Source organism: Sandarakinorhabdus sp. (genome assembly GCF_031430775.1).
Lineage (GTDB): Bacteria > Pseudomonadota > Alphaproteobacteria > Sphingomonadales > Sphingomonadaceae > Sandarakinorhabdus.
This window is the reverse complement of record NZ_JANPCD010000077.1, coordinates 1-22,716: the sequence shown is the minus strand read 5'-3', so window position 1 is coordinate 22,716 and position 22,716 is coordinate 1. Positions and strand designations below refer to the sequence as shown.

Genomic DNA, 22,716 nt, shown 5'->3' with positions numbered 1-22,716 from the left:
CCCATGGGTCCGTGGGCCGTTTCGATCGTTCAACGATTACGAAACGGGAGAACGAGAATGCCGTACAATATTCTTGGACGCTTGACTCTGGGCCGCCTGACTCTGGCCGCTGCTATGGCGGTGGCATTGGCGGGCTGCAGCGGCGGCTATGGCCGCATGGCCTACAACAGCGACTATGACCGCTATTATGGCGACAACCGGGGGTACAGCTCGGTTCCCTATGGCTACTCCGGATCGAATTTCGGTTGGTGGAACGGCTATTATTACCCCGGCACCGGCGCCTATGTTTACAATCGCCGCGGCAATCAGCGGGCCTGGTCGCGAAGCCAGCGCCGATACTGGGAAAACCGGGATGCCCATCGCGGCGACCATGGCAATCGGCCCGGCATGCACCGGGATCGCCGCAACTGACATGTGGCGCCGTTGCTGCTGATGCTTGCGCCGGGCTGGCGGCAGATGGCTGCCGGCCCGGCATCGGCCCAATTTTGCACTGCACTCCTTTGCTGATGTGCACTGCACAATGGTTGACACCGCGCCCCCCCACCTCTAGACGCCCCGCCAAGTCCTGACGGCCTGCCGCCAGGGCCTTCTGCCATAGGTGCCAGCCGGCGCCGCCGGCAGACAGGTGTTGACGACAGGGGTTCCCCCGCTTTGGCCAACGACCGCAACGACGAGGATGTTCTCGCGCGCCGCATCGCTGCGGCCCGGGCGGCAGAACCGTCGCGCAAGGACGGTGCCAAGCGCGAGGAAAGCCAGGGCTGGGCAATTGCCGCCGAATTCATCGGTGCCATGCTGGTCGGGGCTTTCATCGGCTGGTTCATTGACCGGCAGGCTGGGACCGGCCCCTGGGGTCTGATTGTGTTGTTGTTGCTGGGGTTTGCCACGGGCCTGCGCTCGGTGCTTCGCCAGCAGAAGAAGTTCGACGGGGAATAATACTCGCCATGGCCAACCCGATGGAACAGTTCACCATTGAGCGGATCATTCCGCTTGAAGTGGCGGGCCGTGACCTGTCCTTCACCAACAGCGCCCTTTGGATGCTGTTTGCGATGCTGCTGGTGTCGGCGTTCCTGTTCGTCGGCACTGCGCGCCCGCAGCTGGTGCCCGGCCGCATGCAGGCCGCTGTCGAATATCTCTATGAATTCATTCGCGACATGCTGCGCGAAAACGTCGGCAAAGAAGGCCTGCGCTATGCCCCGCTGATCTTTGCGGTGTTCGTGTTCGTGCTGGCCTGCAACCTGCTGGGTATGGTGCCGTTCATCGGCTCCTTCACGCCGACCAGCCATATCGCCGTGACCTTTGCGCTGGCCATGATCGTCTTCGTTCTGGTGGTGTTCGTCGGCTTTGCCCGCCACGGCCTGCATTTCTTTTCGCTGTTCCTGCCCGAAGGCACGCCGCTGTTCGTGGCGCCGCTGGTCGCGCTCATCGAATTCCTGTCGTTCCTGTCGCGGCCGTTCACGCTTGCCATCCGGCTTTTCGCCAACATGACCGCTGGTCACGTGCTGATGAAGGTGTTCGGCGGGTTCGTTGTGTCGCTGGGTGCGGTCAACCTTGGCCTCGGTCTCATTCCGCTGGGCGTCAATGTCGCACTGACGGCGCTGGAACTGCTGATTGCGGTTGTGCAGGCCTATGTCTTTGCCTTGCTGGCGTCGATCTATCTGAACGACGCCGTCAATCTTCACTGATTTCACTTACCACTCAATCTGAATCCACCTGGAAGGACTTAAAATGGACGTTGCATCTGCCAAGCTGATCGGTGCCGGTCTTGCTGCCATGGGCGCCGGCTTCGCCGCCATCGGCGTCGGCCTCATCTTCGGTATGTTCCTGCAGGGCGCGCTGCGCAATCCCGGCGCTGCCGACAAGCTCGGCGCCCGCCTGATCTTCGGCTTCGCCGTGACCGAAGCGCTTGGCCTCATCGCGGCGGTCGTCGCGCTCGCCCTGGCGTTCGGCTGATCCTGCTGGCCCCGGGCTTGCCCGGGGCCGACTGCTGCGCTCCGGCTTCGGCCGGGGCAACCTGCCGCATCACCGCTTTCATGAAGGCCAGATCCGTGCCTCAGTTCGACCCCGCCAATCTTCTGTCCCAGATGGTCTGGTTCATCGCGATCTTCGCGGTGCTCTATTTCGCTGTGGTGCGTCCCACCCTGCCCAAGGTTGGCCGGGTGATCGACGAGCGGGAATCGCGCGTCGGCGCCGATCTGGATGCCGCCGAAAAGGCCAAGGGCGAAGCCGATGTGGTGCGCGCGCGCTATGACGAAGGCATGACCTCGGCCCGCGAAGCTGCACAGGCGCAAGTTGCCAAGGCCAAGGCCGAAGCCGCTTCGGCTGTCGAAGCGCGCATGAAGGATGTCGCGGCCCGGCTGGATGCACAGGCAGATGCCGCCGCAGCCACACTCGGCGCGGCGCGCGCTGCTGCCCGTGACAGCCTGTCGGCAACCACCACCGAACTGACGGCGCAGGCCGTGGCGCGGCTGACCGGCCTCGATGTGCCGCCGGCCGAAATCGCCGCTGCCATCGCTGCCCAGAAGTAAGGACCAAGCCGTGGCCGAAGAACACAGCGTCACTGCCGGGACGCAAGCCGCCGGCCATCACGAAGAAGCGACCCTCATGGGGTTCGGCGCTGAAACCTATGTCTATGTCAGTGTCGCGATTTTCCTGGTGCTGGCCATCTGGCTCGGCAAACTGCCCTCGCGCATCACTGGCGCGCTTGACGAACGTATCGCGGCCGTCAAACGCCAGCTGGCCGAAGCCACGGCACTAAAGACCGAGGCCGAGGCCCTGCTCGCCGATGCCAATGCCAAGAAAGCCGCTGCCGAACGCGATGCCGCTGCTATCCGCGCCCGCGCGGTTGCCGAAGCCGGCGAACTGGTTGCCGAAGCCGAAAAGGCCGCCAGCGACACCATCGCGCGCCGCACCGCTGCCGCTGCGGCAAAGATCGACGCTGCCGAACGCGCCGCCACGGCCGACCTGCGCGCCGATGTTGCCGCCCAGGTCACCCGCGCCGCTGCTGCCATCATCGCGGCCCGCGCCGACAAGGACATGCAGAACCGTCTGACCGACGACGCCATCGCCGGGCTCGAACGCCGCCTGCATTGAGACTTCCTGGGTCCCGACCCTAGAACGGATCGATATAACAGGCCGCCACACCCCCGCTGGCACATGCCGGTGGCATGGGCAGGGCGCCCGGATAGCTTGGCAATTCATGGCAGCTACCGTTGCAGGTTGGCCCGTTCTGGGTGTTGCGCCATGCTGGCTGGCTGCTGATTGGCACATAACGCGCTGTTCCGCCGCTTGCTGCTGAACCGCTGTTGTCGGTCGAGGCCCTGACGCGCAGCGTGAAATTGCCATGGTCGACGCCGGTCATCGCGCGCCGCAGCAGCTTGGCCCATGTCGGATCGTCGGGCGACACCAGGTACACATTGTTGCCGGTGTGGCAGCCGGTGCAGTTTTCCGACAGCATGTCGCCGTCCTGAAGCTCGGCAATGCGCAGGATCGTGCCGCCGCGCCAGTCCACCGGCGACGCGGCCACGCCATCACTGCGGAGCTTGTTGTCCCAGAAACAGGCCGCGCCGGTCATGGCGCTCTGGCAGATGATGCCAGCGGCGGTGCTGCCATTCACCGGCGCGCGCGGCAGCGCCACACAGGCACCGCGCACAGCCGGATCATGATAGGTGAACACCCCGGCATATTCGCCGTTTCGCAGCAGATTGCGCCCCAGCGCTCCCTGATCGACCCAGGCCGTGCCGGTTTGCGCCCAGTCCGGCGGGATTGGCACTCCGGCAGCGCGGCAGCGCGCCATATAGCCGGTATCGGGGGCCGGGCGCACCAGGTCGGGCCACCATTTCCGTATCAGCTCCGATATGCGGTCCGAGATGCGCAGCGGCCTCAGCCAGCGGATATGGCGCAACAACAATTCGTTCTGGAGCCGATATTTGAGGGCTTCATTGCCTTCGATCTTGCTGGCGATTGCCGCGATGACTGCCGCATTGAGCAGCATCCGGTCGGCTGGCGAGACATCGCCGCTGGCCACCACCTTGTCATATTCGGCCTTGATGGCGATGTGCCTGCTGTCCTTGGTCGCTCGCGCCTCGACGGCCCCGAGCAGCGCGGCCTGTTTGGCGAGCAGGCTTTGGTCGTCAAACCGTATCTCTCGCATCGCGGCGTCGAACACCATGCCATGGCCGGCATTGGCGATCTGGAGCGGGTCGGCGTTGGCCTTTACCGGGATACGCCTGACAGCCGCGCTGGTGTCGGCGATGTCCTTGGGCGTACATGATGCAATGATCATGGCAGCGGCGATCATCAGTACAGGCAAAACAGCATTGCGCATCTGGGCACTCCCGAAACACAAAGGGTCGCGGCGCATAGTGCATCACGGAACGCGGGTGCCCGCAAGTACCGTGCCCGGCCGCCGGACGGGCATTCATTGCAGCCAGCGCCTGTTTTTGTTATTGCCGGCATTGTGATCACGCAGCGCGCCTTGATGAGCCGATGAGGCTGACGCCATGCCACCCAGCCGGTGGCCTGGCGAATTGCCTGTTGTCGCTCGTCGAAAGTTGCCGCCATGCCTGAATTCGCGATCCAGTTTGCCAGCCTGTTGCCTGCCGATGTTCTGGATATCGATATGTTGCTCGATGCCCGCTTTGGCCCGGCCCGGCGAGGCCGCACCGCCTATCGGTTGCGTGACGGCATGGCAGCGATACCGGGCCTGTCGTTTGTCGCACGGAATGGCGCGGCGCTGGTCGGCAGCCTACAAAGCTGGCCGCTGCAACTGCGCGCCGGCAATGCGGTGCATCCGCTGATCCTGCTCGGGCCAGTGGCGGTTGCGGCCGATCGGCAGGGTGAAGGCATTGCATCGGCGCTGATGAGCCGCGCGCTGACGGCCGCCGATGCGGCTGGGGCGCCGCCCATCGTGCTGATCGGGGATGCGCCATTTTATGGCCGTTTTGGCTTTGCGGCGGATGCGACCCGGCATTGGGTGTTGCCCGGCCCGGTGGACCGGGCGCGGCTGTTATTGCGCGGCGGTGCGGCGCTGCCTGTGCACGGCGCGCTCGAACCGGGGGTTTCGCGCCGCGCCGCGGCATGACTTCCCCTTTGCGTGCGCGTCTGCGCCCCCTATGAACAGCTGCGTGACCACCGACTCCCTTGGCCGCACCCTCGCGGAACTGATTGCCCTGCAAAAACAGGGCAAGGCGCCGCCTGTGCATCTGTGGCACCCGGCCCATTGCGGCCCGTCGGACATGCGTATTGCGGCGGATGGCACCTGGTTTCATCAGGGCAGCCCCATCGGCCGCAAGGAACTGGTGCGGCTGTTCTCCACCATCCTGCGGCGCGAACCGGACGGCAGCCATGTGCTGGTGACGCCAGTGGAAAAGCTGGATATCGCCGTCGATGATGCGCCGTTTGTTGCCGTGGAGGCGACCAGCGAGGGCGAAGGCCGGACGCGCAGCATCGTCTTTCGCCTGAATACCGACGCACTGGTTGCCTGTGGCCCGAACAACGCGCTGACCGTTAATACGGCGCCCGATGGCACGCCGCGCCCCTATCTGCATGTGCGCGGCGGCCTGATGGCCCTGGTGAACCGTCCGGTGTTCTACCAGCTCGCCGACATGGCGCTGGCCGAAGGCGGCAGCCCGCCTGGCATCTGGAGCGACGGCGCCTTTTTCCCGTTCATGGCCGCCTGATGCATGTGTCCGCCCTTCGTGCCGCGCTTGCTGCGGCGGGACCGCCAGGGCAGGGCGGCGACTGGGATCTGATGGCCAATCCAGCGCCGGCAACGACGGCGCTGACCCCGGCGGCCGTGCTGATTGCCGTCACCAACGAGGCGCAGCCGCAATTGCTGCTGACCCGCCGCACCGCGCATCTCAAGGCTCATGCCGGGCAGGTCGCCTTTCCCGGTGGCCGCGTCGATGCGGGCGATGCCGATCCGGTCGCAGCGGCCCTGCGCGAGGCAGACGAGGAAGTGGCGCTCGACCCGGCGCTGGTCGAAGTGCTCGGCACGTCCGACCATTACCGCACCGGCAGCGGCTATCTCATCACGCCGGTGATCGGTGTGGTGCCGCCGGGCATCGTCTATCGCCCGCATCCCGGCGAGGTTGCCGAGATTTTCCATGTGCCCTTTGCCCATGCGCTGAACCCGGCGCACCATGAACGCCACAGCGGCATGTGGCAGGGCGAGACCCGGCATTATTACATCATTCGCCACGAAGGCCGCGCAATCTGGGGCGCGACGGCCGGTATGCTCGTGACCCTGTCGCGGCGGCTTGGCCTGTGAGCGCATTGCTGTGACCGCGTTGCCGCAAACGCTGCCGCCGCGTCCATGGGCCGATACGCCGGCCGGGGTCGCGCTTCTTGCCGCGCTGGACTGCGCAGCCGGGTCAAGCCGGCTGGTCGGCGGCGCAGTGCGCGACGCGCTGCTGGGATTGCCCGTCAAGGATATCGATCTGGCCACGGTGTTTGCGCCTGAGGAGGTGATGCAGCGGCTGCGCACCCATGGCCTCAAGGCTGTGCCGACCGGACTTGCGCACGGCACGATCACGGCGGTCGGTGACGGTTTGGCGGCCGAGATCACGACGCTGCGCCGCGATGTCGCGACATTCGGGCGCCATGCCGAGGTCGCCTTTACCGATGACTGGCGCGAAGACGCGAGCCGGCGCGATTTCACCATCAACGCCCTGTATGCGACGCTGCCCGGCGGCGCGATCAGCGATTATTTCGGAGGCCGTGACGATCTGGCCGCCGGGCGGGTGCGTTTCATCGGCGATCCGCTGGCCCGCATTGCCGAAGATCATTTGCGCATTTTGCGGTTCTTTCGATTTTCGGCGCGTTTTGCCGGCGTTATCGATGAAGACGGGCTGGCGGCCTGTGCGGCCCGTGCCAACGACCTGATGGCCCTGTCGCGCGAACGCATAGCGATGGAGATCAAGGGCTTGCTGGAAACCGGCGACCCGCTGCCCACCCTGGCGCTGATGCTGGAGCGCGGTGTGCTGTCGCCGGTGTTGCCGGAAATCACGTCGGACCGGCTGGCTGTGCTGGCCCGGACCATCGCGGCCGAGACACAAAGCGGAGTGCCTGCCGCCTGGCAACGCCGCCTGGCCGCCTTGCTGCCGCCGGCGTGCGCGCCTGAAGTCACGGCGCGGCTGCGCTTGTCCAATGCTGATCGCGCCCGGCTTGTGCTGGCTGTGCAGCCCATGCCGGCCGGCCCGGCAACAACAGCAGCCTATCGCGACGGAACGGCTGTTGTGGTGGACCGGCTGTTGATGGCCGGCGATGCCGAAGCAGCGGCGGGCATTGCGGGTTGGCAGCGCCCGCGTCCGCCGGCATCGGGCAAGGATATCATCAGCCGCGGCATTGCGCCCGGCCCGGACGTCACGGCTCGCTTCAACCGGTTCGAGCGGGCCTGGGTCGCTGCCGGCTTTCCTGTCGATGCAGCAGCGGTGGCGGCGCTGCTGGATGAAGCCGCGCGCTGATGGCGTTCGCCGTCAACCGGCCCTTGGCCGCCCCCGGCGCGGCGCCGGCGACAGCGCGGCCTTGACACCGCGCCGGGCCAGCGCTTCACGCAGCAACACTTCGATCTGGGCATTGACACTGCGCAATTCGGCCGCCGCGACCCGTTCCAACGCTTCGTGAAGCGCCGGATCGAGCCGCAGGGCGAAAGGCTTTCTGGTTGTCACCAGACTAGTAAAGTGTGCCTGTATTGAGCACTGGCTGGGTGTCACGCTCGCCGCACAGCACTACCATCAGGTTGGACACCATGGCGGCCTTGCGCTCGTCATCCAGCTCGACGACCTTTTTCTCGCTGAGCATCGCCAGCGCCATCTCGACCATGCCAACCGCGCCTGCCACCAGCGTTTCGCGGGCCGCAACAACGGCTGCGGCTTGCTGGCGCCGCAGCATGGCGCCGGCGATTTCCGGCGCATACGCCAGATGCGTGAAGCCGCATTCGTCGACGGTGATGCCCGCCACCGTCAGCCGCGCGATCAATTCGGCCCGCAACTCGCCGCTGACCTGGTCGTGATGGCCGCGCAGGGTGACCTCCTTGTGTTCGAAATCATCATAGGGATAACGCGCCCCGATGGTGCGGACCGACACCTCGATCTGGGCTGCGACAAAGCCGCGATAATCATCGACGTCGAACAGCGCCTGTGCCGAATCGGTCACGCGCCACACTACCTGCGCCGCCATTTCAATCGGGTTGCCGCGCTGGTCGTTGACCTTGATCGTTTGTGAAATCAGGTTGTTGGCGCGCATCGACAGTTTTGACTTGCTCATCCATGGCCAGGTCCAGCGCAGGCCGCTGGTGCGGTCGGTGCCGTGATAGTCGCCAAAAAGCGTCAACGCCGCCGCTTCGTTGGGCTGGAGGCTGTAAAAGCCGGGTGACAGGAGAGCCGTCAGCAGCATCAGTCCGCCAGCAACAAATGGCGGGTGCTTGTTCATGATCGCCTCGATCAAGCTCAATGCCGTCAGCACGACAAGCAGCAGCACGATTCCCAACATGAAAAGGCCGTTCAGGCCCGAGCCGGGCAGCTCGCGGCTGGGCTCGCGGACGATGGTATCAGACATGAAATTCCGTGCCTCCCGTTTAATACGATATCATAATTATATTGTATTAAACCGGTTGGCAAGCGGTTTTGCAGGCGCCCTAAACCATCACTCGCCGGCTTCGGGCGGCTCCGTGGGCGGGGCAGGGCGGCCCGTGCGGCTCATGAGCACGACAACGACAAGACTGAGCAAAAGCAGGACGACAACGGCCATGGTCCTGTCAGCGTTTCGTGGTGTCGGTGTCGGTATCGGTTTCGGGAACCGGCACATCGCTCGGTCGGCCCTTGAACAGGTTGGCGGGATCGCGATACGCCAGCCAGACGAACCAGGCGATCATGGCAAAGAATGAGACGATGAGCAGGATGACGCCGCCAGTGAACATGCAAGAACCCCAGATGATGTGTGTCCAGAAAATAGCCCGCGCCCGGCCGCGTCAACAATAGCGGGCCGAGGCGTCTTTGGCGAGACAGGCCGGCGCTTCGCGGAACGTTGTGTCAGTCGCCCCCGCCGCCATCACCGCCGCTATCGCCAGCATCACCGCCGCTGTCATCCCAACTGCCGCTGCTGCCGCCGCCGCCAAAGTCTCCGCCGCCAATGTTTCCACCGCCCGAGTCCAGCGCGAAGTCGCCAGTCTGGTCGCCGCTCTGCTCACCACTCTGCTCATTGGCGCCAGCCAACCAGCCGCCACCGCCGATGTCCCGTTCGTCTGCCGGGCCGCTATCCATGACGCCGCCGCCGTCGCTGCCACGGCCAGCCGCCTTGGCGGGTGCGGCCAGCAACAGCAGAACCACGACGACGACGATGATGATGGCAATTGTCATGCGGCGCCTTTCGATTGCTTATCCAAACCGATTGTCGCGCGGAAAGCCGGTCGGCGGCAAGCGGCCGGCGCTGGCCCGCGCACCTTTCCAGAAGGTCAGGTCGTTTTCGGTGCGGGTGCGGCCCGAAGCGCCGCCCATCGCCCAGCTCAGCCCCTCGGCCATCACAAAGCTGCGCGCATCGCCCATGCCGCCATCCTTGTATTTCTGCAGGGCGACGCCCTGGCCGCGCTGCATGACCGGCAGTTCGGCAAGGTCGAACACCAGCAGCTTGCGGTTCTCGCCTATTACCGCGACCATGTCGTCGGTGGCGGCAATCGGGCGCACCACCATAAGCTTGGCACCGGTGCGCGGCGTCATCACTTGCCGCCCCTTGCGTGTTTCGGCCAGCAATTCAGCAGATTCGACCAGGAATCCGCGTCCGTCATTGGCCACCAGCATCAGCCGTGCTTCGGCCTGCCAGACCGACAGGCTGACAATCTGCGCCTCCTCGACCAGGTCGATCATCAGGCGCACCGGCTCGCCAAAGCCGCGCCCGCCGGGCAGTTTGTCGGGGCTGAGCGTGTAGAAACGCCCGTCGCTGGCCGCCATCATTAACCGGTCGGTGGTCTGGGCATGAAAGGCAAAGGCCGGGCCATCGCCTTCCTTGAATTTCAGCGCGTCGCCGGCGCCCAGATCGATGTGGCCTTTCATGGCCCGGATCCAGCCCTTTTCCGAACAGATGATGGTCAGCGGCTCGCGGTCGATCATGGCTTCGAGCGGCACGAACCGCACGATCGGCGCGCCCATGACATCGGTGCGGCGCTTGCCGAGCAGCGTATCCGGGCCATAGGCGGCGCGGATCGCCGACAGATCGCCGATCAGCCGTGCCGTCTGGATTGCCGGCGAAGCCACCAGTTCGCGCAAGGTGACGGCTTCGGCGGTCAGCGCGGCATTCTCGCGCGTGATCTCGATTTCCTCCAGCCGCCGCAGCGACCGCAGCCGCATGTTGAGAATGGCTTCGGCCTGCACATGCGTCAGGTCGAACGCCGCCATCAATTCAGCGCGCGCATCATCGGCCTCGCGGATGATGCGGATGACTTCGTCGAGATTGAGATAGGCCTTGAGCAGCCCGCCCAGTACTTCCAGCCGCGCCTCGATCTTGCCGAGCCGGAAACCGGCGCGTGCCAGCAGCACGTCACGCTGATGCACCAGCCATTTCGACAGCACCTGTTTCAGCGACAACACACCGGGGCGGCCACCGTCGAGCACGTTCATGTTCAGCGGCACGCGCACTTCGAGATCGGTCAGCTTGAACAGGCTTTCCATCAATATTTCGGGATCGACATTGCGCGAGCGCGGCTCGATGACGATGCGCACCTGGTCGTCGCTCTCGTCATCGATGTCGCCCAGAATGGCGAGCTTTTTCTCCGACACCAGTTCGGCCAGCGCCTCGATCAGCTTGCCCTTGACCACCTGATAGGGAATTTCGCTGATGACGATGCGCCACATGCCGCTTTTCAGCTCTTCGCGGTGCCAGCGCGCGCGCAGCCGATAGCCGCCGCGCCCGGTCATGTAGGATTCGGCAATCGACCCCGCCGGTTCGACCATCACGCCGCCGGTGGGGAAATCCGGGCCTTGCACCGGCCCGCCGCCCGATGCCAGCAGCGCCGCATCAGGCGTTTCCGGATCGGCAAGCAGCAGCAGCGCCGCGTCGCAGATTTCGGCGGCATTGTGGGGCGGGATGCTGGTCGCCATGCCCACCGCAATGCCCGATGAACCGTTGGCGAGCAGGTTGGGGAACATGCCGGGGAACACCTCCGGCTCCTCCTCCTCGCCATTGTAGGTGGTGCGGAACGGTACCGATTCCTCGTCCAGCCCGTCCATCAGCGCCGTGGCCGCAGCCGTCAGCCGCGCCTCGGTGTATCGCATGGCGGCGGCATTATCGCCGTCGATGTTGCCGAAATTGCCTTGGCCATCGACCAGCGGATAGCGCAGCGCGAAATTCTGCGCGAGCCGCACCATGGCGTCATAAACCGACTGGTCACCGTGCGGATGGTATTTGCCGATGACATCGCCAACAACGCGGGCGCATTTCTTGTAGCCTTGCGCCGGGTCGAGCTTGAGCAACCGCATCGCCCACAACAGGCGGCGATGCACCGGTTTCAGGCCGTCGCGCAGGTCGGGCAATGACCGCGCCGTGATCGTGGACAGCGCATAAACAAGATATCGCTCGCCAAGGGCGGTATCAAAGGGTGCATCGACGATATTGTCGGTCAGTTCGGGAGGGGATGATGCCATTCCCTACCCTTAGCCGGGGAACAAAACGGGGTCCAGCGCTGCCAGCCTGTCGATGAAGCGTTGCCGTGTCGGCACCAGCCGCTGCGCGCGCGGCCCCAGCAGGTCACGGGCCAGGAAAAAGCCGCTGAGCCGCAATCCGCCGGCAACATCTGCCGCTGTCGGCGCGCCATTTCCCAGCACAAAGGCGGGCAGGGGCAGCAATTTGGCCGCGTGGGGCAGGCCGGCGCCCAGGCTGACGGCCTGGCGTGAACGCGGCGAGACATAGGCGAGTTCGTCACGGGCACCGGTGGCCGCGCAGCTGCTCAGGTCAAGCCCGAGGCCCAGCCTGGCGAGCAGCAGCAATTCATAGCGCACCATGGTTTCGCCGAGCAGTCGCGGCGGCGCATCGGCCGCAATCGCGGCCGTCATGGCGTCCAGCCCTGCATAAAGATCCGGGTGGCTGTCTCCTTCGGCCAGCGTGGCTGCGGTCACTGTGGTGGCCCAGTCGAGAGCTGCGAGACCCAGGCCGCTGCCCGCGAGCGCCGCGCGTGCGCTGTGCAGTTCGACCTTGGCTTGCCCCATGCCGCCACCGGCCCGTGGCCGCAGCACAAGCGAGACAAGGTTGCCCGGTTGCAGCGTGCCGCGCAGGGCGCGCGATCGTCCGCCAATGACATAGCCCGCCACCAGGCCTTGATCGGGCGTCAGGAAACGAACCACCGCGCCATGCTCACCATGGGGCGCCAGGCTGAGCACGAGTGCGAGGCCATCGATGTGCAACATCCACCCTCGTCTAGGCCAGGAGCGGCCTTCGCGGCAACGGCCGCGCCGACGCGAATCGGCTTTGGGCGCGCCAAAAGGTTGCTGATCGCCGCGCCTGCTGCCAAGCCATTGATGAACAAGACACTTCCACAGTGCTAATCTTTCTACTTGATTAAGAAAACGTAAACACTTAGAAAGGAGTTATAGGTTTCAGGGGTTTTCAGTATGTTTCGTTCGATTGTCGTTGCAGCCGCTCTGGTTGTTGCTGCGCCGGCCGTGGCCATCACGGTGCCCAGCACGCCATTCTCGGCAAGCGCGATCGGCAACAGCTTCACGGTGAATTATGGTGCCGGTTTCCTCGGCGGCACGCCCCAGGCCGGCCTGACGGCCAAGTCCATCTTTCGCTTGAGCGCGCTCGGCGGCTCCAACGGCAATGGCGCCTGGACCGACTGGACTTTCACCATCGACTATCTCGGTAACACGTCGGGCGGTCCTGTCCAACGCTCCCGCCTGTCGGGTTTTGGTTTCAACGTCGCTCCCAACATCGTTGGCAAGTCATCGACGGGCATGTTCGACATCACCGGGGCCGGCCAGATTTCCAATGGCGTCAATGTCGAGGTCTGCTTCCGCGATGCCGGCGGCGGCAATGGCTGCTCTGGCGGTGCCAACGGTGGCCTGTGGGGCGGATCGTTGGTCACCAACCAGTCCATCCCCAATGGCAACAATCCGGTCAACACCTTCACGCTGCGTTTTGGTGCGGCCCAGAGCACCATCATCCTCGACAATTTCGTCGTCCGCTATCAGGCAATCGACATCGCCAATGGCCAACAAGGCGGCTCCGGTATCGGTGTATTCGGCGCAGCGCCCGTGCCGGAACCGGCAAGCTGGGCGATGATGATCGCCGGCTTTGGCCTGGTGGGTGCGGCCGCGCGCCGCCGCAAGCTGCAGGTAGCCTGACAGCCGCTGGCTGCGAACAGTCTTAACCTCAGTCCGTCCAGTCGAGCCCGGCGTCGCGATAGACGCCGCGGTCTTCGGCCCAGTCTTCCTTGACCTTGACGTGCAGGAACAGATGCACCGTCTTGCCGGTCAGTTCGCTGATACCGGCGCGTGCAGCCGAACCGATTTCCTTGATGCGGCTGCCGCGATTGCCCAGCACAATGGCCTTTTGCGTGTCACGTTCGACCAGGATCTGCTGGTGGATGGCGATGCTGCCATCGCGGCGTTCCTCCCATTTTTCGGTCTCGACGGCACTGGCATAGGGCAGTTCGGCGTGCAGTTGCCGGTACAATTGCTCGCGGGTGATTTCGGCGGCCATCAACCGCGTCGTGGCATCCACCAACTGGTCTTCGGGGTAGGCCCATGGCCCCGGCGGCATCGCGCCCGCCATATGCGCCTTGAGCTGCGGCACTCCGTCGCCGGTATGGGCGGCAACGAAGAACACATCGGTGAAATTGACCTTGGCGCTGGCCGCTTGCGCGAGGATCAGCAGCTTTTCCTTGACGGTGATATCGACCTTGTTGAGCACAAGGATCTTGGGTTCGGGCCGGTCGGCCAGCGCTGTCAGGATCGCTTCGGATTCGCCGCGAAACCCGGCCTTGGCATCGACGACCAGCGCGATGAGATCGGCGCCGTGCGCGCCGTCCCAGGCGGCCTTGACCATGGCCCGGTCCAGCCGGCGGCGCGGTGTGAAGATGCCCGGCGTGTCGATCAGCAGCAACTGCGATGCGCCTTCGACGGCAATGCCGATCAGGCGCGTGCGGGTCGTTTGCACCTTGGCCGAGACAATGGCGACTTTCTGGCCGACCAGCGCGTTGACCAGCGTCGACTTGCCGGCGTTGGGCGCACCGACGATGGCGACAGAGCCGCAAAAGGTCGGCGGCAGGACGGTGTCTTCGGTCATCGCTTCGGTATTGGCTTCAGTCATGGGTCAAGTCTTTCCAGAAGCGCCAGCGCGGCGGCCTTTTCGGCTTCCTGTTTCGATGCGCCTTCACCAGTTGCCGGCTCGTCGCCGCGCACACTGGCCTCGATGGTGAAACGCGGGGCGTGGTCGGGGCCTTGCCGGTCGATGACAATATAAACCGGCATGCCGCGCCGGTGCTTAAGCGCCCATTCCTGCAGCCGGCTTTTGGGATTGGCAAGATAGCCGCTGCCTTCGGTCGCAAGCCGGCCCCATTCGCGCCTGACAAAGGCTTCGGCGACCGCCCAGCCGCCATCGATGTACAAGGCCGCAACCAGTGCCTCGGCGACATCGCCCAGCACATTGTCGGACAGATGCAGGCCCTGAACCTTGGCCTTGCGTTCCATGATGACATGACCCGGTACCCCCAGCGCGCGGGCCACGCTGGCATTGGCCGATCCCTCGACCAGTGCATGCAGGCGCGCCGTCAAGCCGCCCTCGTCCTCGCCGTGCTGCTGGTACAGGAACGTCGCCACGACACAGCCCAGCACCCGGTCGCCCAGGAACTCCAGCCGCTGGTAATTGTCCGGCCCCATGCTGCTGTGCGTCACGGCGCGCAGCACCAGTGACGGGTCGGCAAAATCATGGCCGAGGGCCGATTTGGCCCATAGGGCGAGTTCGGCATCTGTCTGGCGGGCGTTCATCGCTGTTGCCGTGACCGCAGATGCCGCATCGGTCAAGCGTCTGTTGCCCGCCATGCGCCTGTCACATGACGCGTGCAGTGCGCGCCGCAAGGCTGGACTTCGCCGCCAACCGGGGAGACACAGGGTATATGACCGTCCAGCAGCGCCTCCGCACCCTTGCCGCCAGCTCCTTGAACATCGCCGGCGCCTTTGCCGCCGACCCTGACCGGTTGGCGCGGCTGTCGGTCGATGTCGCCGGCATCCACGCCGATTTGTCCAAGCTGGCAGTCACGCCCGAAATTCTGGACGCCCTATTGGCATTGGCGCAGGAAAGCGATGTTGCCGGCTGGCGGGCAAAGCTGTTTGCCGGCGAAATCGTTAATCCATCCGAAGGCCGCAGCGCAACCCATGTCGCGGAACGCGGCCTTGGACCGGGCGCTGCCAATGCCGCCGCTGCCACTGCCCATGCCGACATGCTGGCATGTGCCAACAGGTTGCGCGCCGATGGCACACGCTATCTGGTCCATATCGGTATCGGCGGGTCCGGGCTGGGGCCGGCGCTGCTGGTCGATGCACTGGGCCGCGACGGCGACGGACCGGCTATCGAGATCGTCGCCAATGTCGATGGCGAGGCGCTGTCCCGGGCCTTGTCGCGCTGCGATCCGGCGCACACCAGTTTTGCCGTGGTGTCCAAGACGTTCACCACCACCGAAACACTGACGAACGCGACAAGCGCGCGGGCATGGTTGGCCGCCGCCGGGATTGCCGATTCGGCTTCGCGCTTCATCGGCATCACCGCCGCCCCCGAACGCGCGCAGGCATGGGGCGTGGGCGAGGTGCTGGCGTTCGCGCCTTCGGTGGGCGGGCGCTATTCGCTCTGGTCGGCTGTCGGCTTGCCGTTGGCGGTGCGCTGCGGCCCGGCGGCATTTGCCGATCTGCTGGCCGGCGCGGCGGCTATGGACCGGCATTTCCTCGATGCCCCGATGGCGCGCAATCTGCCGGTGCTGGCCGGCATGGCCGATGTCTGGGCGGCGCGGTATTGCCGGCAGCCGGTTCGCGGCGTCTTTGCCTATGACGAACGGTTGCGGCTGCTGCCCGCCTATCTCCAGCAGCTGGAGATGGAATCGAACGGAAAATCCGTGACGCGCGACGGCGCCGCCACAGATAGACCCACTGCCGCCATCACCTGGGGCGGCACCGGCACGGACGCCCAGCATGCGGTGTTCCAGTTGCTGCACCAGGGCAGTGTCATCGGCCCGACCGAGTTTCTGGCGGTCCGCACACCCGGCCATGACATGACCGGCAGCCATCACCGGCAGTTACTGGCGAACTGCCTTGCCCAGGGCGCGGCGTTGATGTGCGGCCGCACGCTGGCCGAGGCGCTGGTGCTGGCGGGCGGCGATGCGGCGCTGGCGGCTGCCAAGACCTTTACCGGCAATCGCCCGTCGGCAACTTTGCTGCTGGACCGGCTGGATGCCCGCACGCTGGGCGCGTTGATTGCCTTTTATGAACACCGCGTGTTCGTGGCGGCGGCACTGATGGGCATCAATCCGTTCGATCAATGGGGCGTCGAACTGGGCAAGGAATTGGCCATCGCGGCCCTCTCCGGCGCCGCGCCGGATTTCGATCCTTCGACGCGTGACCTGATGGCGCGCGCCGGGCTTTGATCGGGCCGCGATTTCCTGAACATCAGGCGATTGCGCCCGATTGGAAATGGTTCAGTCCTGTTCGCGCCAGACACCGCCGATCAAGGCTTCGACCGGCTTGAACCTGGTCTTGTATGCCATGCGGTCACAGCCTTCGATCCAATAGCCGAGATAGACATAGGTCATGCCGGCGCGGCGGGCGCGCATGATGTGGTCCATGATGATGAAATTGCCCATGCCCGCGCGGTCCGCTGTACCGGGCCTGCCGACTGCATCGGGATCATAAAAGCTGTAGATCATGCTCAGCCCGTCCGACTGCTTGTCGGTAAGGCAACATCCCACCAGCCGCCCCGGTCGGCCATCCACCGACGGTTCGCGATATTCGACCACCACGGTATCGACCGGTGATTGTTCTATCATGTCGGAGAAATCATGCGTGTCCATCGCCGCCATGCCGCCTTGTGGGTGGCGCGCCGCCAGATAGCGGCGCAGCAGCGCCCATTGTTCCTCGGTCGCCCAGGGCTGGCAGGCATGCACTTCAAGGTCGGCATGGCGGGCCAGCAGTTTCTTCTGGCTGCGACCCGGCGCAAAGCGTTGCACCGGCACGCGCACCGACACACAGGCCTGGCAGCTGTCGCACGACGGCCGATAGACGACATTCTGGCTGCGGCGAAAACCGATGCGGCCCAGGGCTTCGGCCATGTCGCGGGCATCGTCACCCTTGATTTCGGCAAAGACCTTGCGCTCGGTCCGACCCGGAATATACGGGCAGGGACTTGGCGCCGTCACGAAGAAGCGCGGAAAGCGGTAGCTCTGATCGGTCAAGCCGCCCTCCCTGGCGCTGGCCTATGAGTTCAGCTGGTCCGGCCCGACTCCGCTGCATGTGTGCAGTCTAATGCGTCCAAACCGCCAGAAGCTACACGCTTTTTCAACGTTAACGATTCTTTACCGTGATCGGGTGCCCGCCGAAAGGGCGATCAATCGGTTTCGATCGAACGCACTTCATAGCTTGCTGCGCGCAGCGCCTCGATCAACCGGTCGAGATGATCGCGGTCGCGGGTTTCGCATTCGATATCGGTGATCAGGCCCTTGGCCGGCAGGTTGGTAAACACCCGCTGGTGATAGATTTCGATGATATTGACCTGCTGCTGATCGAAAATCCGCGCCACTTCGAACAGGGCGCCCGGCCTGTCCTTCAGGCGGATGCGCAGCCGCGCCAGCCGGCCCGACCGCGCCAGTTCGCGCAGCAGCACATTGGCCAATAGCCGCGTGTCGATATTGCCGCCGCACAGCACCAGCCCGACCTTCAGCCCGCGAAACCGGCGCGGATGCGCCAGCAGCGCCGCAAGACCAGCCGCGCCCGCACCTTCGACCACGGTCTTTTCGATGGTCAGCAGCATGGACACCGCCGTTTCCAGATCGCGTTCGCCGACCAGCACAATGTCATCGACCAGCGCGCGCACAACCTGCGATGTCAGCACGCCCGGCGTCTTGACCGCAATACCTTCGGCCAGCGTATCGCCGTCGCACACCATCGTCTGGCCCTTCATCAGGGCATACATCGATGGGTAAAGCTCGGCCTCGACACCGATCACTTCGATGCCCGGCTTCAGAGCCTTGGCAACCGTCGAAATGCCCGAAATCAGCCCGCCGCCGCCGATCGGCACGACCAGCATATCCAGATCGGGCACATCGGCGAGCATTTCCAGCCCGACCGTGCCCTGGCCCGCCATGACACGGGCATCATCGAAGGGGTGGACAAACACAAAGCCGCGCTTGGCCGCCAGTTCATGGGCATGCGCGTCGGCATCCTCGAACTTTTCGCCGTGCAGCACGACATGGGCGCCGTGCCCTTCGGTCTGCTGCACCTTCACGATGGGGGTGAAGCGCGGCATGACGATGGTGGCCGGGATGCCCAGCCGCCTGGCGTGATAGGCAAGCCCTTGGGCATGGTTGCCGGCCGAGGCCGCGATAACGCCGCGCGCCCGCTCCTCAGGGGTCAGGCTGAGCAGCTTGTTCAGTGCGCCGCGCTCCTTGTAGGCGGCAGTGAACTGGAGATTTTCGAACTTCAGCCAGACATCGGCGCCTGTCACCTGCGACAGGGTTTCGGATCGCAGGCACGGCGTGCGGATGACGGCGCCTTCGATCGCGATGGCCGCCGCTTCGACATCGGCGAGGCAGATGGGCAAATTGTTATGGGCGAGGGGAGAGGGGACGGTCATGGCGCTGTGTAACTGGCAGCGTGCGGCAATTCTACCCCTGCCGACCAGGCGCCACCTCTTGGCCCTTGCCCGCGCCCGCCACGCGGCGCTATCGCTTGTCCATGAAGATCAGCTTTCTCGGCCTCGGCGTCATGGGCGCCCCCATGGCTCGCCATCTTGTCCATGCCGGCCATGATGTCACCGTCTACAATCGCACGCCCGCAAAGGCCGATGCGTGGGTGGCGGCGCACGGTGGCCGCGCAGCCGCCACGCCCGCCGCTGCCGCTGATGGTGCCGACGTGGTGCTGGCCTGTGTGGGCGCCGATGCCGATCTGCGTGCCGTGACGCTGGGGCCGGATGGCGCCTTTGTCGCCATGGCGCCCGGCAGCCTGTTCGTCGATCACACCACAGTGTCGGCCGCCATCGCCCGCGAACTGGCCGATGTTGGCGACCGGCGGGGTTTGCTGGTGCTCGACGCGCCCGTTTCGGGCGGGCAGGCGGGCGCTGAAAACGGCGCGCTGACGATCATGTGCGGCGGCAGCGAGGCGGCGTTCGCCGCTGCAAGTCCGGTGATGCAGGCTTATGCAAAACGCATGGGCCACATGGGCCCGGCCGGCGCGGGTCAATTGACCAAGATGGTCAACCAGCTGTGCATCGCCGGCGTGCTGCAAGGCCTGTCCGAAGGGCTGGCGCTGGGGCGCGCTGCCGGCCTTGATCTGGATGCGGTCGTCGATGTGATTTCCAAGGGCGCGGCGCAAAGCTGGCAGATGGACAACCGTGCCGGCACCATGGCGCGCGGGCAATTCGATTTCGGATTCGCCGTGGACTGGATGCGCAAGGACCTCGGTTTGGCGCTGGATGAAGCGCGCCGGCTCGGTGTGCCGCTGCCGCTGGGCGCGCTCGTCGATCAATTCTACGCCGATGTGCAAGGCATGGGCGGCGGCCGCCAGGACACGTCGTCGTTGATCCGCCGGCTGGTGCGCTGATACCAGGTTTGCGGCAGGCGGCTTGCGGCAAGGCGGCAGCCGTCCTAGGCTGCGAAGATGGGGAAAATACACGCATCACTGGCCGCTTTGCTGGCCTTCGTAGCGGCGCCGTTGGCGCTTGCGGCTTCGCCGGCCATTGCCGACACGCTGTATATCAACGCCAATGGCTACACGCTGGGCGGCGACGGCGCCCTTCAGCGGTTCGCTGCGCTTCAGGTCGGTGATGACGGCCATGTCGTGGCGACTTTTCCTGCCGGCGCGGCATTGCCCAAAGGCAAGAAGATCAATCTCAAGGGCGCCACGCTGCTCCCTGGCCTGATCGACGCGCACGGCCATGTCATGGGATTGGGGGAACTCAAGCTCGCCATCGACCTGAATGGCACGACCAGCATCGCGGAAGCGCAGGCCCGCATCCGCAAGGGCACGCCGAAAAGCGGCTGGATCAAGGGCAGCGGCTGGAACCAGGAACGCTGGAGCGAAGGCGGCCAACCCATCGGGCGCTTCCCCACCGCCGCCGAGCTGGACGCTGCCACCGGCGGCCGCCCGGCCTTTCTCGAACGCGTCGATGGCCATGCCGGCTGGGTGAACAGTGCTGCCATAAAGGCGGCCGGCATCACCCGCGACACGCCGGATCCGGCTGGTGGCCGCATCGAAAAGGACGCCGCCGGCAATCCGTCGGGCGTGCTGGTCGATGCCGCCATGAAACTGGTCACCGATGTCATGCCGGCGCCGACAGTGGCCGAGGGCGATGCAGTGCTCGACGCGGCCCTGCGCACCATGGCCAGCGTAGGCCTGACCAGCGTGCATGATGCCGGCATGGACCGGCAAGTTTGGGACCGTTACGTCCGCTATGCCGACACCGGCAAGCTGACGACGCGCATCTATGCCATGGCCTATGGGCCGAAAAATCGCGCCGAAGTTGCCCCGTCCGGCCCCATCGGCTGGGGCTGGGACGACCGGCTGGCGATGATGGCGATGAAGCTGCAAGCCGATGGCGCCTTGGGCAGTCGCGGCGCCTGGATGATGCAGCCTTATACCGACGCGCCCAATTCGCGCGGGTTGCCGTTCTTCCCTGAAACCCAGTTGCGCCAGATGATCCTGCAAGGCTCTGCGGCCGGCTTCCAGGTCAATGTCCATGCCATCGGCGATGCAGCCAATGGCGCGGTGCTCGCCGCCTTTGCTGCCATGCCCGAAAGCCAGCGCAGCGCCCTCAGGCACCGCAACGAACACGCGCAGATCGTCGCTGTCGAAGATTTGCCGCGCTTTGCCCGGCTCGGCATCATCGCCAGCATTCAGCCCACCCACGCCACGTCCGACAAGGGCATGGCCGAAGCGCGCGTCGGCGAGGCCCGGCTGGCGGGCGGTTATGCATGGAAAACAATCATCGACAGCGGCGCGCGCATTGCCGGCGGCAGCGATTTCCCGGTCGAGCCGCCCAATCCCTTTTTTGGTTTGCACGCCGCCGTCACCCGCCAGTCGCGCGATGGCCTGCCGCCCGAAGGCTGGCGCATGGCCGAGGCAATGACCCTGCAGCAGGCATTCGCCGCCTTCACCACGGACGCGGCCTTTGCCGGCCATGCCGAGAACAAGGTCGGCACGCTGACTCCGGGCAAATGGGCCGATTTCATCATCACCGACACCGACCCGTTTGCCTCACCGCCGGGCGATCTGTGGAAAATCGCCGTGCGTGAAACCTGGGTTGCGGGCCGCCGCGTGTTTCGCAAAAGCAAATAGCCATGGAACTGCGTCTCGATCGCCGCCAGTTGCTGGCGGCCGGCACTGCTGCGGCCCTGCCATTGCCGGCGCTTGCCGCAGTGGCCGTGCCCGATGACACCCAGGCGCTGGCCCAGCACATCATCGCTGGCCACACCAGCGCCCGCGCCGTCACCGAAGCTGCGATCACCCGGCTGGAAGCGGCGCAGGCCAAGCTGAACTGCGCCGTTTTGATCGACCGGGCTGCGGCCGACCGCCTGCCCAAGGTGCCCGGCGCCGCCCCGGTGCTGCCGACGCTCATCAAGGACTTGAACGATTGGCAGGGCCAGCCGACCCGTAACGGCAGCCGCGCCTTTGCCGATGTGCCGCCCGCCAAGGCCGACGACCCGTTTGTCGCGGCGTTGACCGGCCTTGACCTGAACCCCATCGGCAAGAGCGCGACACCCGAATTCGGCCTGATGTGCGTGACCGAGCCGTTGGCGCGCGGGCCGACGCGCAACCCATGGAACCCCGACCTGTCGCCGGGCGGGTCATCGGGCGGCAGCGCGGCGGCGGTGGCATCGGGCGTCGTCACCATCGCCCATGCCAATGACGGCGGCGGCTCGATCCGCATCCCGGCCTCGCTGACCGGGCTTTTCGGTTTCAAGCCGTCACGCGGGCGATCAAAAGGCATGACGCCCAAGGATGATGCCGCCGATATCGCCGTCGATCATGTGCTGACGCGCAGCGTGCGGGACAGCGCCTTTGCGCTGTTGCGCCTGCAACAGGCCGGCGCCGAAGGGCTGGCGCCGCTGGTTCCGGCGGGGCAGACCGGCCCGCTGACCATCGGCGTGCTTACCGCCACTGCCAATGGCACCGTGCCCGATGCCGAGGTGATGGCCGCCATCGCCGGTGCCCGTGCGTTGCTGACCCGGTTGGGCCACAAGGTCGTCGATGCCGAATGGTCGTTCTCGCCATCTGATTTTGCGCGTGATTTCACCGATTTCTGGGCGATGGCCGCGGCACGCTCCGCTGGCGAGGTTCGCAGCAAGCTTGGCGCCGATGCAGCGGCAAGGCTCGAACCGCTGACAGCGTATCTTGCGGCACGCGGCGCCGCGATTGCCCAGGCCGATGCCCGCGCCATCATCGGCCGCTTGTTTAGCTACCGCGAGGCCTATAATGCCAGCTTTGCCGGCATGGACGTGCTGATGACTCCGGTGCTGACCCGCCACGCCATTCC

General features: G+C 65.4%; 26 protein-coding genes. 15 read left to right on the top strand and 11 right to left on the bottom strand.

Annotation, left to right across the window (positions count from 1 at the left end):
* Window positions 1-57: 57 nt before the first annotated feature.
* The 6 genes from RMQ73_RS04540 (at window position 58) to RMQ73_RS04515 (ending at window position 3,090) form a co-directional block, all read left to right on the top strand.
* A complete protein-coding gene (locus RMQ73_RS04540) occupies window positions 58-411 on the top strand; it encodes a hypothetical protein (protein ID WP_310496869.1) in 354 nt (117 codons plus the stop codon).
* A 240-nt stretch (window positions 412-651) separates the two neighbouring features.
* Window positions 652-933, top strand: a complete 282-nt coding sequence (locus RMQ73_RS04535; RefSeq protein WP_310496868.1) for an AtpZ/AtpI family protein — start codon at window positions 652-654, stop codon at window positions 931-933.
* Between the two features lie 20 nt (window positions 934-953).
* A complete protein-coding gene (locus tag RMQ73_RS04530) occupies window positions 954-1,682 on the top strand; it encodes a F0F1 ATP synthase subunit A (RefSeq protein WP_310496867.1) in 729 nt (242 codons plus the stop codon).
* 43 nt (window positions 1,683-1,725) lie between these two features.
* Window positions 1,726-1,950 (top strand): F0F1 ATP synthase subunit C, encoded by a 225-nt coding sequence (locus RMQ73_RS04525; RefSeq protein WP_310496866.1) that lies wholly within the window; start codon window positions 1,726-1,728, stop codon window positions 1,948-1,950.
* Between the two features lie 80 nt (window positions 1,951-2,030).
* Entirely contained in the window at window positions 2,031-2,525 is a 495-nt protein-coding gene (locus RMQ73_RS04520) for a hypothetical protein (protein WP_310496865.1), read from the top strand.
* Window positions 2,526-2,535: 10 nt separating this feature from the next.
* A complete protein-coding gene (locus tag RMQ73_RS04515) occupies window positions 2,536-3,090 on the top strand; it encodes a hypothetical protein (protein WP_310496864.1) in 555 nt (184 codons plus the stop codon).
* Between the two features lie 19 nt (window positions 3,091-3,109).
* Here RMQ73_RS04515 and RMQ73_RS04510 read toward each other — a convergent pair whose 3' ends face one another.
* Entirely contained in the window at window positions 3,110-4,324 is a 1,215-nt protein-coding gene (locus tag RMQ73_RS04510) for a hypothetical protein (protein ID WP_310496863.1), read from the bottom strand.
* Between the two features lie 234 nt (window positions 4,325-4,558).
* On the opposite strand from RMQ73_RS04510, the gene RMQ73_RS04505 reads away from it, so the two are divergent.
* From RMQ73_RS04505 to RMQ73_RS04490, 4 genes are read left to right on the top strand one after another with little or no spacing between them, the layout of a single operon-like run.
* Window positions 4,559-5,080, top strand: a complete 522-nt coding sequence (locus tag RMQ73_RS04505; protein ID WP_310496862.1) for an N-acetyltransferase — start codon at window positions 4,559-4,561, stop codon at window positions 5,078-5,080.
* A gap of 31 nt (window positions 5,081-5,111) precedes the next feature.
* Window positions 5,112-5,678, top strand: coding sequence for a DUF1285 domain-containing protein (locus RMQ73_RS04500; RefSeq protein ID WP_409049832.1), 567 nt, complete (start codon window positions 5,112-5,114; stop codon window positions 5,676-5,678).
* The gene (locus tag RMQ73_RS04495; protein ID WP_310496860.1) at window positions 5,678-6,268 is read left to right on the top strand and encodes a CoA pyrophosphatase; all 591 of its coding nucleotides are present in this window, start codon (window positions 5,678-5,680) and stop codon (window positions 6,266-6,268) included. Before RMQ73_RS04500 ends, RMQ73_RS04495 begins: the two co-directional genes overlap by 1 nt.
* A gap of 10 nt (window positions 6,269-6,278) precedes the next feature.
* A complete protein-coding gene (locus RMQ73_RS04490) occupies window positions 6,279-7,463 on the top strand; it encodes a CCA tRNA nucleotidyltransferase (RefSeq protein ID WP_310496859.1) in 1,185 nt (394 codons plus the stop codon).
* A 12-nt stretch (window positions 7,464-7,475) separates the two neighbouring features.
* On the opposite strand, the gene RMQ73_RS04485 is transcribed toward RMQ73_RS04490, so the two are convergent.
* The 6 genes from RMQ73_RS04485 to recO all read right to left on the bottom strand — a co-directional run bounded on the left by RMQ73_RS04485 (window position 7,476) and on the right by recO (window position 12,392).
* The gene (locus tag RMQ73_RS04485) at window positions 7,476-7,667 is read right to left on the bottom strand and encodes a toxin-antitoxin system HicB family antitoxin (protein WP_310496858.1); all 192 of its coding nucleotides are present in this window, start codon (window positions 7,665-7,667) and stop codon (window positions 7,476-7,478) included.
* Between the two features lie 4 nt (window positions 7,668-7,671).
* Window positions 7,672-8,556 (bottom strand): SPFH domain-containing protein, encoded by an 885-nt coding sequence (locus tag RMQ73_RS04480; protein ID WP_310496856.1) that lies wholly within the window; start codon window positions 8,554-8,556, stop codon window positions 7,672-7,674.
* A gap of 199 nt (window positions 8,557-8,755) precedes the next feature.
* Entirely contained in the window at window positions 8,756-8,917 is a 162-nt protein-coding gene (locus RMQ73_RS04475) for a hypothetical protein (protein ID WP_310496855.1), read from the bottom strand.
* Between the two features lie 112 nt (window positions 8,918-9,029).
* The gene (locus RMQ73_RS04470; protein ID WP_310496853.1) at window positions 9,030-9,356 is read right to left on the bottom strand and encodes a hypothetical protein; all 327 of its coding nucleotides are present in this window, start codon (window positions 9,354-9,356) and stop codon (window positions 9,030-9,032) included.
* An 18-nt stretch (window positions 9,357-9,374) separates the two neighbouring features.
* Window positions 9,375-11,633 (bottom strand): DNA topoisomerase IV subunit A, encoded by a 2,259-nt coding sequence (gene parC, locus RMQ73_RS04465; protein ID WP_310496852.1) that lies wholly within the window; start codon window positions 11,631-11,633, stop codon window positions 9,375-9,377.
* Window positions 11,634-11,642: 9 nt separating this feature from the next.
* The gene (gene recO, locus RMQ73_RS04460; protein ID WP_310496851.1) at window positions 11,643-12,392 is read right to left on the bottom strand and encodes a DNA repair protein RecO; all 750 of its coding nucleotides are present in this window, start codon (window positions 12,390-12,392) and stop codon (window positions 11,643-11,645) included.
* 204 nt (window positions 12,393-12,596) lie between these two features.
* Here recO and RMQ73_RS04455 point away from each other — a divergent pair, with 204 nt between their 5' ends.
* The gene (locus RMQ73_RS04455; RefSeq protein ID WP_310496850.1) at window positions 12,597-13,328 is read left to right on the top strand and encodes a cistern family PEP-CTERM protein; all 732 of its coding nucleotides are present in this window, start codon (window positions 12,597-12,599) and stop codon (window positions 13,326-13,328) included.
* 28 nt (window positions 13,329-13,356) lie between these two features.
* Here RMQ73_RS04455 and era read toward each other — a convergent pair whose 3' ends face one another.
* The gene (gene era, locus RMQ73_RS04450; protein WP_310496849.1) at window positions 13,357-14,295 is read right to left on the bottom strand and encodes a GTPase Era; all 939 of its coding nucleotides are present in this window, start codon (window positions 14,293-14,295) and stop codon (window positions 13,357-13,359) included.
* The gene (gene rnc, locus RMQ73_RS04445; RefSeq protein ID WP_310496848.1) at window positions 14,292-15,008 is read right to left on the bottom strand and encodes a ribonuclease III; all 717 of its coding nucleotides are present in this window, start codon (window positions 15,006-15,008) and stop codon (window positions 14,292-14,294) included. The genes era and rnc overlap by 4 nt, the downstream gene beginning before the upstream one ends.
* A gap of 92 nt (window positions 15,009-15,100) precedes the next feature.
* Between rnc and pgi the strand changes: the two genes are divergently transcribed.
* A complete protein-coding gene (pgi, locus tag RMQ73_RS04440; protein ID WP_310496847.1) occupies window positions 15,101-16,618 on the top strand; it encodes a glucose-6-phosphate isomerase in 1,518 nt (505 codons plus the stop codon).
* A gap of 51 nt (window positions 16,619-16,669) precedes the next feature.
* Here pgi and RMQ73_RS04435 read toward each other — a convergent pair whose 3' ends face one another.
* Together RMQ73_RS04435 and RMQ73_RS04430 are read right to left on the bottom strand one after the other, a co-directional pair.
* Window positions 16,670-17,422 (bottom strand): arginyltransferase, encoded by a 753-nt coding sequence (locus RMQ73_RS04435; RefSeq protein ID WP_310496846.1) that lies wholly within the window; start codon window positions 17,420-17,422, stop codon window positions 16,670-16,672.
* 152 nt (window positions 17,423-17,574) lie between these two features.
* Complete coding sequence (locus RMQ73_RS04430) at window positions 17,575-18,819, bottom strand: threonine ammonia-lyase (protein ID WP_310496845.1); 1,245 nt, start codon at window positions 18,817-18,819, stop codon at window positions 17,575-17,577.
* A 101-nt stretch (window positions 18,820-18,920) separates the two neighbouring features.
* Here RMQ73_RS04430 and RMQ73_RS04425 point away from each other — a divergent pair, with 101 nt between their 5' ends.
* The 3 genes from RMQ73_RS04425 to RMQ73_RS04415 all read left to right on the top strand — a co-directional run.
* Complete coding sequence (locus RMQ73_RS04425) at window positions 18,921-19,784, top strand: NAD(P)-dependent oxidoreductase (protein WP_310496886.1); 864 nt, start codon at window positions 18,921-18,923, stop codon at window positions 19,782-19,784.
* Window positions 19,785-19,841: 57 nt separating this feature from the next.
* The gene (locus tag RMQ73_RS04420; RefSeq protein WP_310496843.1) at window positions 19,842-21,518 is read left to right on the top strand and encodes an amidohydrolase family protein; all 1,677 of its coding nucleotides are present in this window, start codon (window positions 19,842-19,844) and stop codon (window positions 21,516-21,518) included.
* 2 nt (window positions 21,519-21,520) lie between these two features.
* Window positions 21,521-22,716, top strand: a 1,196-nt coding sequence (locus RMQ73_RS04415; protein WP_310496842.1) for an amidase family protein, incomplete at its 3' end; no start/stop codon positions are given.

Coding starts and splice junctions, on each gene's coding strand:
- RMQ73_RS04540 (WP_310496869.1), top strand. CDS start 58: ATGCCGTACAATATTCTTGGACGCTTGACTCTGGGCCGCCTGACTCTG.
- RMQ73_RS04530 (WP_310496867.1), top strand. CDS start 954: ATGGAACAGTTCACCATTGAGCGGATCATTCCGCTTGAAGTGGCGGGC.
- RMQ73_RS04525 (WP_310496866.1), top strand. CDS start 1,726: ATGGACGTTGCATCTGCCAAGCTGATCGGTGCCGGTCTTGCTGCCATG.
- RMQ73_RS04520 (WP_310496865.1), top strand. CDS start 2,031: ATGAAGGCCAGATCCGTGCCTCAGTTCGACCCCGCCAATCTTCTGTCC.
- RMQ73_RS04510 (WP_310496863.1), bottom strand. CDS start 4,324: ATGCGCAATGCTGTTTTGCCTGTACTGATGATCGCCGCTGCCATGATC.
- RMQ73_RS04505 (WP_310496862.1), top strand. CDS start 4,559: ATGCCTGAATTCGCGATCCAGTTTGCCAGCCTGTTGCCTGCCGATGTT.
- RMQ73_RS04500 (WP_409049832.1), top strand. CDS start 5,112: ATGAACAGCTGCGTGACCACCGACTCCCTTGGCCGCACCCTCGCGGAA.
- RMQ73_RS04495 (WP_310496860.1), top strand. CDS start 5,678: ATGCATGTGTCCGCCCTTCGTGCCGCGCTTGCTGCGGCGGGACCGCCA.
- RMQ73_RS04480 (WP_310496856.1), bottom strand. CDS start 8,556: ATGTCTGATACCATCGTCCGCGAGCCCAGCCGCGAGCTGCCCGGCTCG.
- RMQ73_RS04475 (WP_310496855.1), bottom strand. CDS start 8,917: ATGTTCACTGGCGGCGTCATCCTGCTCATCGTCTCATTCTTTGCCATG.
- RMQ73_RS04470 (WP_310496853.1), bottom strand. CDS start 9,356: ATGACAATTGCCATCATCATCGTCGTCGTCGTGGTTCTGCTGTTGCTG.
- parC (WP_310496852.1), bottom strand. CDS start 11,633: ATGGCATCATCCCCTCCCGAACTGACCGACAATATCGTCGATGCACCC.
- recO (WP_310496851.1), bottom strand. CDS start 12,392: ATGTTGCACATCGATGGCCTCGCACTCGTGCTCAGCCTGGCGCCCCAT.
- RMQ73_RS04455 (WP_310496850.1), top strand. CDS start 12,597: ATGTTTCGTTCGATTGTCGTTGCAGCCGCTCTGGTTGTTGCTGCGCCG.
- era (WP_310496849.1), bottom strand. CDS start 14,295: ATGACTGAAGCCAATACCGAAGCGATGACCGAAGACACCGTCCTGCCG.
- pgi (WP_310496847.1), top strand. CDS start 15,101: ATGACCGTCCAGCAGCGCCTCCGCACCCTTGCCGCCAGCTCCTTGAAC.
- RMQ73_RS04430 (WP_310496845.1), bottom strand. CDS start 18,819: ATGACCGTCCCCTCTCCCCTCGCCCATAACAATTTGCCCATCTGCCTC.
- RMQ73_RS04425 (WP_310496886.1), top strand. CDS start 18,921: ATGAAGATCAGCTTTCTCGGCCTCGGCGTCATGGGCGCCCCCATGGCT.
- RMQ73_RS04420 (WP_310496843.1), top strand. CDS start 19,842: ATGGGGAAAATACACGCATCACTGGCCGCTTTGCTGGCCTTCGTAGCG.